General features: G+C 43.9%; 7 protein-coding genes. All 7 read left to right on the forward strand.

The features are described from left to right. Positions 1–136 precede the first annotated feature (136 nt). The 7 genes from NYE43_RS09235 (at position 137) to NYE43_RS09265 (ending at position 7,804) form a co-directional block, all read left to right on the forward strand. Positions 137–1,102, forward strand: a complete 966-nt coding sequence (locus NYE43_RS09235; RefSeq protein ID WP_326323829.1) for an acyltransferase domain-containing protein — start codon at positions 137–139, stop codon at positions 1,100–1,102. A 5-nt stretch (positions 1,103–1,107) separates the two neighbouring features. Continuing rightward, entirely contained in the window at positions 1,108–3,411 is a 2,304-nt protein-coding gene (gene fabD / locus NYE43_RS09240) for an ACP S-malonyltransferase (RefSeq protein WP_341061654.1), read from the forward strand. Between the two features lie 93 nt (positions 3,412–3,504). Continuing rightward, the gene (locus NYE43_RS09245) at positions 3,505–3,753 is read left to right on the forward strand and encodes an acyl carrier protein (protein ID WP_326365557.1); all 249 of its coding nucleotides are present in this window, start codon (positions 3,505–3,507) and stop codon (positions 3,751–3,753) included. Next, entirely contained in the window at positions 3,731–4,978 is a 1,248-nt protein-coding gene (locus tag NYE43_RS09250) for a beta-ketoacyl synthase N-terminal-like domain-containing protein (protein WP_101861246.1), read from the forward strand. The genes NYE43_RS09245 and NYE43_RS09250 overlap by 23 nt, the downstream gene beginning before the upstream one ends. Continuing rightward, positions 4,979–6,241 carry a hydroxymethylglutaryl-CoA synthase family protein gene (locus NYE43_RS09255; RefSeq protein ID WP_185847950.1) on the forward strand — a complete coding sequence of 421 codons (1,263 nt, stop codon included), beginning with the start codon at positions 4,979–4,981 and terminating at the stop codon, positions 6,239–6,241. It begins immediately after the preceding gene. Continuing rightward, a complete protein-coding gene (locus NYE43_RS09260; protein WP_185847949.1) occupies positions 6,229–7,011 on the forward strand; it encodes an enoyl-CoA hydratase/isomerase in 783 nt (260 codons plus the stop codon). The genes NYE43_RS09255 and NYE43_RS09260 overlap by 13 nt, the downstream gene beginning before the upstream one ends. Before the next feature lie 43 nt (positions 7,012–7,054). Next, positions 7,055–7,804, forward strand: coding sequence for a polyketide synthase (locus NYE43_RS09265; RefSeq protein ID WP_185847948.1), 750 nt, complete (start codon positions 7,055–7,057; stop codon positions 7,802–7,804). Positions 7,805–7,866 lie beyond the last annotated feature (62 nt).

Below are 7,866 nucleotides of genomic sequence, written 5' to 3' on the forward strand. Positions count from 1 at the left end.
CACATCCAGAACAACAAAACCAAAGCATTTTGCCATTCATGTTATAAACCATAAAACGAGGCTTTTCTCACAGCTAGCCAGCACCATCATATTTTCGTAACTCACCTTTAAATACATAAAAAAGAAGGTTATACAAATGAATGAACCACTCGTTTTTATGTTTTCCGGACAAGGCTCTCAGTACTATCATATGGGAAAAGAATTATTCAGCGGAAACACCGTTTTTCGCCAATGTATGCTTGAAATGGATGCCATTGTCTCTCGGCGAATCGGCATATCTATAGTCAATGAAATGTATCATCCCGCTAAGCGTGTATCGGAACCGTTTGACCGTGTCCTTTATACGCACCCCGCTATCTTTATGGTTGAGTATTCTTTATATCGGGTTTTCGCAGAAAAGGGAATCCAGCCTGATTACGTGCTGGGGGCAAGTCTGGGAGAATTCGCGTCAGCTGCTGCTTCCGGTGTTTTAGACGCAAAAGAGATGCTGGAATGTATACTTGAACAGGCTACCGTCATCGAAAAATACTGCGATAAAGGAAAAATGCTGGCTATACTCGACAAACCGCAACTATTACTTGATCATCCGCATCTATTTGAAAATAGTGAATTAACCTCCATTCATTATGATTCGCACTTTGTCATTTCGGGAGATAGTGAAAACATACAGCAGATCACTGATGTCCTGAGAGAGAACGGGATTCTCTGCCAGCCGCTGCCTGTATCCTACGGATTTCATTCTTCCCTTATTGATCCTGCAGAAGATGTATATAAAGAATTTTTAAGATCAAAAGCTTTTAAACACCCTTCAATCCCGTTGGTATCCTGTTTAACGGGAAGGAGCATTCGCGAGATTCATAACGATTTCTTTTGGGATACTGTAAGAAGACCAATGAGATTTCGAGAAGCTATTCAATTTTTGGAAAGTCAGCATACGTGCCATTTCATTGATTTGGGGCCTTCAGGAACCTTAGCTGCGTTTGTTAAACAATTAATCTCGGGAGATTCAGCGAATCGCTGTCATTCAATCATCACACCATTTCATCAGGAGCTGAAAAATCTGGAGATGGTTGAGCGTTTACAGAAACTAGAAAGGAAGTAAACAAGATGATTACATATGTTTTTCCAGGACAAGGCTCCCAGCAAAAAGGAATGGGACAAGGACTTTTTGAGCAATATCAGCATTTGACGGACCAAGCAGATCAAATACTTGGATATTCAATCAAAAAACTCTGTACTGAAAAAGGCTATTTCGATGTCAATCATACTCAATATACTCAGCCGGCTTTATACGTGGTCAATGCACTCAGTTATTTGAAAAAGCTGGAGGAGACCGGCGGAAAACCTGATTTTGCGGCGGGGCATAGCTTAGGAGAATACAACGCGCTGTTTGCAGCAGGCGCATTTGACTTTGGGACAGGTTTAAAGCTGGTGAAAAAAAGAGGCGAGCTGATGGGACGGATTACTGGAGGCGGTATGGCTGCGGTGATCGGTTTAGATAAGGAACAAGTTACAGCTGTATTAGAAGAACATCATTTACATACGATTGATGTGGCAAATGAGAATACACCTCGGCAAATTGTGATTTCCGGACAAAAAAAAGATATTGAAAAAGCGGGAGCTGTTTTTGAAGCCATCCAGGATGTAAAGCTGTTCCACCCGTTAAACGTAAGTGGAGCTTTTCATTCCAGGTATATGAATGAAGCAAAACAAGAATTTAAGCAATTTATAGAAACATTCCATTTTGCGCCTTTGTCTTTTCCGGTTATCTCGAATGTATATGCAGAGCCTTATCAACAGGAAAGGCTGAAAGAGACCCTGTCTCAACAAATGAACAGCACGGTTAGATGGACAGACAGCATTCGTTATCTTATGGGAAGAGGAGCAATGGAGTTTGAAGAAGTCGGTCCTGGAAAGGTGTTAACCGGCTTAATTACCCGGATAAAAAATGAAGCGGAGCCGTTAACACATCATGTTGATTCAACAGAGAAAAATGCCTCTAATGGCCAGCAAAATGAACAAGCAGAAACTGACGCCCATTTAGCTCGAATGTCTGCTGAGATTACAGCTCATTCATTAGGAAATGCCGAGTTTAAAAAAGACTATCAACTTACATATGCTTATCTTGCAGGAGGAATGTACCGCGGAATTGCTTCGAAAGAAATGGTTGTAAAGATGTCAAAAGCGGGGATGATGGGGTTCTTTGGCACGGGCGGTTTGGATCTGAATAACGTTGAGGACGCGATTCTGTCTATTCAAGGCGAATTGGGGCAGGGACAAGCCTATGGCATTAACCTGGTGCACAATATGAAGCATATTGAATCAGAAGAAAAAATGATTGATCTTTTATTGAAACATAATGTGAGACATTTGGAAGCCTCCGCATTTCTAAGTGTCACTCCTGCTTTAGTAAGATATCGCGCAAAAGGATTGAAACGGCGTCCAAACGGTGAAGTGATATGTGCAAATCGAATGATAGCGAAAATCTCAAGGCCGGAGGTTGCCGAATCCTTTATGAGTCCTGCGCCGGAGAATATGGTAGAAAAACTTTTAAGAGAAAACAAAATCACAACTAGTGAAGCTGAGTTATTGCGGGAGATCCCTGTGGCAGAGGATATTTGTGTGGAAGCAGACTCAGGCGGTCATACGGACGGCGGTGTTGCATACAGCTTGATGCCGGCGATGACATTATTAAGAGACGAAATGATGAAAAAGTATCGATATAACAAAAAAATACGCGTCGGTGCGGCAGGCGGGATAGGGACTCCTGAGGCGGCGATGGCTGCCTTTATGCTAGGTGCTGATTTTATCTTAACCGGCTCAATCAATCAGTGTACGGTTGAAGCGGCTACAAGTGACAGAGTGAAAGATTTATTGCAGCAAATCAATGTTCAAGATACGGCGTATGCGCCAGCGGGTGATATGTTCGAATCGGGCAGCAAAGTGCAAGTGCTAAAAAAAGGTGTGTTTTTTCCGGCGCGAGCCAGCAAGCTGCATGAACTTTACCAGCGATTTGAATCATTGAGTGAGATCGATCAAAAGACCTTAACTCAGCTTGAGGAGAAATATTTTAAACGCAGTATCGAAAAAATATATGAAGATATTAAATCACACTATCCATCGGCAGAGATTGAGAAGGCTGAACGGAATCCGAAACATAAGATGGCATTGATTTTCAGATGGTACTTTAGGTACAGCTCGCAATTGGCGATCAGCGGAAGCGAAGAGTCTAAAGTCGATTATCAAGTTCACTGCGGCCCTGCGTTAGGGGCTTTTAATCAATGGGTCAAAGGCTCGGAATTAGAGAGCTGGCGGAACCGTCATGTGGATGACATCGGGAAAATATTAATGACAGAAACCGCAAAGTTACTTAACGACAGAATTGCATTATTTTCTCAAAAGGCGCTTTAAAGTCTATTGTGCAATAATAAAAGATTGAATATTGTGAAAAAAATGGGCGAAGCCTGCATATTTAACATTCCATTTAAAGGAGAGACAAACGTTATGAATAAACAGAAAGTCTTCGAAGTATTGATTACTAATATTTGTGAGGTTCTTCCTGAATTGGACGGACACCGTTTTGAGCCTGAAGAGCGATTAGCTGATTTAGGGGCTGATTCTGTAGACAGGGCTGAAATTATAACCATGGTGCTTGAGGATTTATCATTAAAAATCCCTCGTGTCGAGCTGTCTGGTGTGAACAACATCGGCGAATTAGCTGAGGTGCTTTATGACAAAGTACAATCCGCCTGAGATTCTGGTGACCGGTGTCGGAGTAACGGCAGCGATCGGCCAAGGAAAAGAGGCTTTTGTTTCTTCGTTGTTGTCTGGGAGGCATGCCTTTGAAGTGATGCAGCGCCCTGGCAGACAAAAAGACAGCCGGTTTATTGGGGCTGAAATTCCTGCGTTATCTTATCCGGACCGTCTTTCTAAGAAACTGCTAAGAAAAGCGTCATTTTCCAGCCGAGCTGCTTTGGTTACTCTCTCAGAAGCCTGGGAGGAGGCGAAGTTAGACGATGCTGGTTCCGCACGTATCGGGCTGGTAGCAGGAGGATCGAACTTTCAGCAAAGAGAGACCCTCCAGCTTTATGAGAATTATAGGGACCGCTCTGGTTTCATGTCGCCAGCATATGCACTGTCTTTTATGGATAGCGATCTTTGCGGTCTTTGTACAGAACAGTTTGGAATCACCGGTTTAGCTTATACGGCGGGAGGTGCTTCCGCAAGCGGCCAGTTAGCGGTGATTCAAGCAATTCAGCAAGTCCTGTCAGGAGAGGTTGATATTTGCATCGCACTGGGGGCGTTAATGGATATTTCCTATATGGAATGTGAGGCGCTCAGGGCTTTAGGCGCTATGGGAACGGATAAATATGCTGATGAGCCGGAAAACGCGTGCCGTCCCTTTGACCAGAACAGAGATGGATTTATTTATGGAGAATGCTGCGGCGCATTGGTGATAGAACGAAAAGATACGGCTGTCCGCCGGGGCGTAAAACCCTATGCTGCATTGTCAGGATGGTCAATCAAAGTAGATGGGAACCGCAATCCTGATCCTTCTTTAGAAGGGGAGATCTATGTCATACAAAAGGCATTGGAGCGAGCCGGTCTCACACCTGAAGAAATTGATTACATAAACCCTCATGGCACGGGTTCTTTCATTGGAGATGAAATTGAATTGAAGGCGCTGCATGCTTGCGGTCTTTCTCATGCTTATATAAATGCAACAAAATCAATAACCGGGCATGGGCTCAGTGCAGCAGGCATTGTTGAGATTATTTCTGTACTGCTTCAAATGAAAGAATCACGCCTGCATCCGAGCCGGAATTTACATGATCCAATTGATCCTTCCTTGCATTGGGTGACGGATCAATCAATTTCACACGACATAAAAAACGCGTTGAGTTTAAGCATGGGTTTTGGCGGAATGAATACCGCTGTTTGTATACAAAACATTGAAAAATGCGGAGGCGAATCATAAATGGTTTCTGCTGGAATAGAAGCGATGAATGTCTTTGGCGGAACGGCATACCTTGATGTCATGCAATTAGCCAAGTACAGACATTTAGATACTGCTAGATTTGAAAATTTATTGATGAAAGAAAAAGCGGTAGCACTGCCTTACGAAGATCCTGTGACCTTTGGAGTGAATGCGGCTAAACCGATTATTGATTCACTAAGTGATGCAGAGAAGGACAGGATTGAATTGCTGATCACCTGTTCCGAATCTGGGATCGATTTTGGAAAATCATTAAGCACCTATATCCATGAATATTTAGGGCTTAATCGCAACTGCCGTTTGTTCGAAATAAAACAAGCCTGTTATTCAGGAACTGCCGGATTTCAAATGGCAGTGAATTTTATATTATCCCAGACGTCTCCGGGTGCCAAAGCACTGGTCATCGCCAGTGATATTTCCCGTTTTTTAATCGCTGAAGGCGGAGACGCTTTAAGTGAGGATTGGTCCTATGCCGAACCGAGTGCCGGAGCGGGAGCAGTGGCTGTTTTGATAGGCGAAAATCCTGAGGTGTTTCAAGTTGATCCCGGGGCAAACGGCTATTACGGCTACGAAGTGATGGATACGTGCCGTCCCATTCCCGACAGTGAGGCGGGAGATGCTGACCTGTCTTTAATGTCATATTTGGATTGTTGTGAACAAACGTTCTTGGAATATCAAAAACGTGTACCCGGGGCTCATTATCAAGATACGTTTCAATATCTAGCCTACCATACGCCTTTTGGCGGGATGGTGAAAGGGGCGCACCGCACGATGATGCGTAAGATGGCAAAGGCGAAAACGGCTGAGATAGAAACTGATTTTTTGAAACGGGTACAGCCTGGATTGCTCTACTGCCAAAGGGTCGGAAACATTATGGGAGCCGCATTGCTTCTGGCGCTGGCTAGCACTATTGACAAAGCGCAGCTTGACTCGCCTAAACGAATCGGCTGTTTCGCCTATGGTTCAGGCTGCTGTTCTGAGTTTTACAGCGGAATTGCAACGCCTCAAGGCCAACAACGCCAGCGCTTATTTGAAATCGAGAAGCACTTGGACAATCGATATCATCTTTCAATGGATGAGTATGAAACGCTGTTCAAGGGAAGCGGGATGGTCCGGTTCGGAACTCGTAATGTCAAGCTGGATCTTGAGATGATTCCGGGGATATTGCAGTTTCATCAAGAAAAGCCGAGGCTGTTTTTAGAAGAAATTTCTGAGTTTCATCGCAAGTACAGGTGGATGTCGTGACATACCAAACGATTAAGGTCCGGTTTCAAGAGTCAATTTGCTATCTAACCTTTCATCGTCCTGACGCTAATAATACGATCAATGACCAATTAATCGATGAATGTTTACAAGTGATGAATCAATGTGAGACAGCTTCCGTTACGGTCATTGTTTTAGAGGGACTCCCGGAGGTATTTTGTTTCGGAGCCGATTTTCAAGAAATATATCAGGAGATGAAAAGCGGCAGAAAACAAGCGAGTTCTCAAGAACCTCTCTATGATTTGTGGCTGAAATTGCAGACTGGTCCTTTTGTCACCATTTCACATGTGCGGGGAAAAGTAAATGCCGGAGGTCTTGGATTTGTGGCTGCCAGTGATATTGTCATAGCGGATCAAACTGCATCATTCAGTCTGTCCGAGTTATTATTTGGTCTTTATCCAGCTTGTGTGCTGCCATTTCTGATTCGCAGGATCGGCTATCAAAAAGCGCATTATATGACATTAATGACAAAACCGATTTTTGTTCAGGAAGCCATGGAATGGGGCTTGGTAGATGCCTGTGACGCTCAAAGCGAGGTCCTGCTGAGAAAGCATTTATTGCGCTTGCGGCGGTTAAATAAAAAGGCAATTGCGCGGTATAAACAGTTTATCAATTCATTGGATGACCGCCCGCGGCGTACGAAATCCATGGCTTTAACTGAAAATCAAGACATGTTTTCCGACCCTCAAAATCAAATGGGAATCATAAGGTATGTTGAAACGGGGCAGTTCCCTTGGGAGAAGAGCCCGTAAACTGTGTGAAATACATACAATCAGAAACCGTTAGGAGGACATCATGACGCATTCTGTTGTAGAGCTTTTTGAAATCGAGCCCGCTATTATTCAGGTCAAGATGCATGACCGTGCTCATAAAAACGCGTTTTCGCAAGAACTCACAGACGGATTAATTCAAGCGTTCGAATTCATTCGCAATCAACAAAGCTATAAAGCAGTGATTTTAACGGGATACGACAATTATTTTGCTTCAGGCGGAACACAAGAAGGTTTGCTGAGAATCCAGCAAGGAATCACTAAGTTTACTGATGACAATCTCTATTCTCTGGCACTTGATTGCAGAATTCCCGTCATTGCTGCCATGCAGGGTCACGGAATTGGGGGCGGCTTTGTCATGGGGCTCTTTGCTGATTTTGTTATTCTGAGCAGGGAGAGTGTGTATACCACTAATTTTATGAAATACGGGTTTACACCGGGTATGGGAGCTACTTTTATCGTTCCCCAAAAACTCGGGTTCAGCTTGGCGCAGGAGTTATTAATGAATGCAGGCAATTACCGGGGAGCCGATCTCGAAAAAAGAGGAATACCCTTTAAAGTCCTCCCTCGATCTGAAGTTTTGGAGTATGCTGTGGAGCTGGCGCGTGAGCTGGCGGAAAAACCGAGAAACTCCTTAATTACACTAAAAGACCACTTGGTTGCGCCGCTTCGCGAGCAGCTTCCCAGCGTGATAGAACAGGAGCTCGTTATGCATGAGAAAACATTTCATCAAGACGAAGTCAAAACGAGAATCACAGGTTTATATGGGAATTAATTGAATTAGAAACGATCGTCGTGTGATACATAAAAATGTGCAGGTGAAATGGAGGCAGCTCT

Origin of the sequence: Bacillus sp. FSL R5-0434, from assembly GCF_038004745.1 — a bacterium.
Lineage (GTDB): Bacteria > Bacillota > Bacilli > Bacillales > Bacillaceae > Bacillus > Bacillus halotolerans.

Coding starts and splice junctions, on each gene's coding strand:
- NYE43_RS09235 (WP_326323829.1), top strand. CDS start 137: ATGAATGAACCACTCGTTTTTATGTTTTCCGGACAAGGCTCTCAGTAC.
- fabD (WP_341061654.1), top strand. CDS start 1,108: ATGATTACATATGTTTTTCCAGGACAAGGCTCCCAGCAAAAAGGAATG.
- NYE43_RS09245 (WP_326365557.1), top strand. CDS start 3,505: ATGAATAAACAGAAAGTCTTCGAAGTATTGATTACTAATATTTGTGAG.
- NYE43_RS09250 (WP_101861246.1), top strand. CDS start 3,731: ATGACAAAGTACAATCCGCCTGAGATTCTGGTGACCGGTGTCGGAGTA.
- NYE43_RS09255 (WP_185847950.1), top strand. CDS start 4,979: ATGGTTTCTGCTGGAATAGAAGCGATGAATGTCTTTGGCGGAACGGCA.
- NYE43_RS09265 (WP_185847948.1), top strand. CDS start 7,055: ATGACGCATTCTGTTGTAGAGCTTTTTGAAATCGAGCCCGCTATTATT.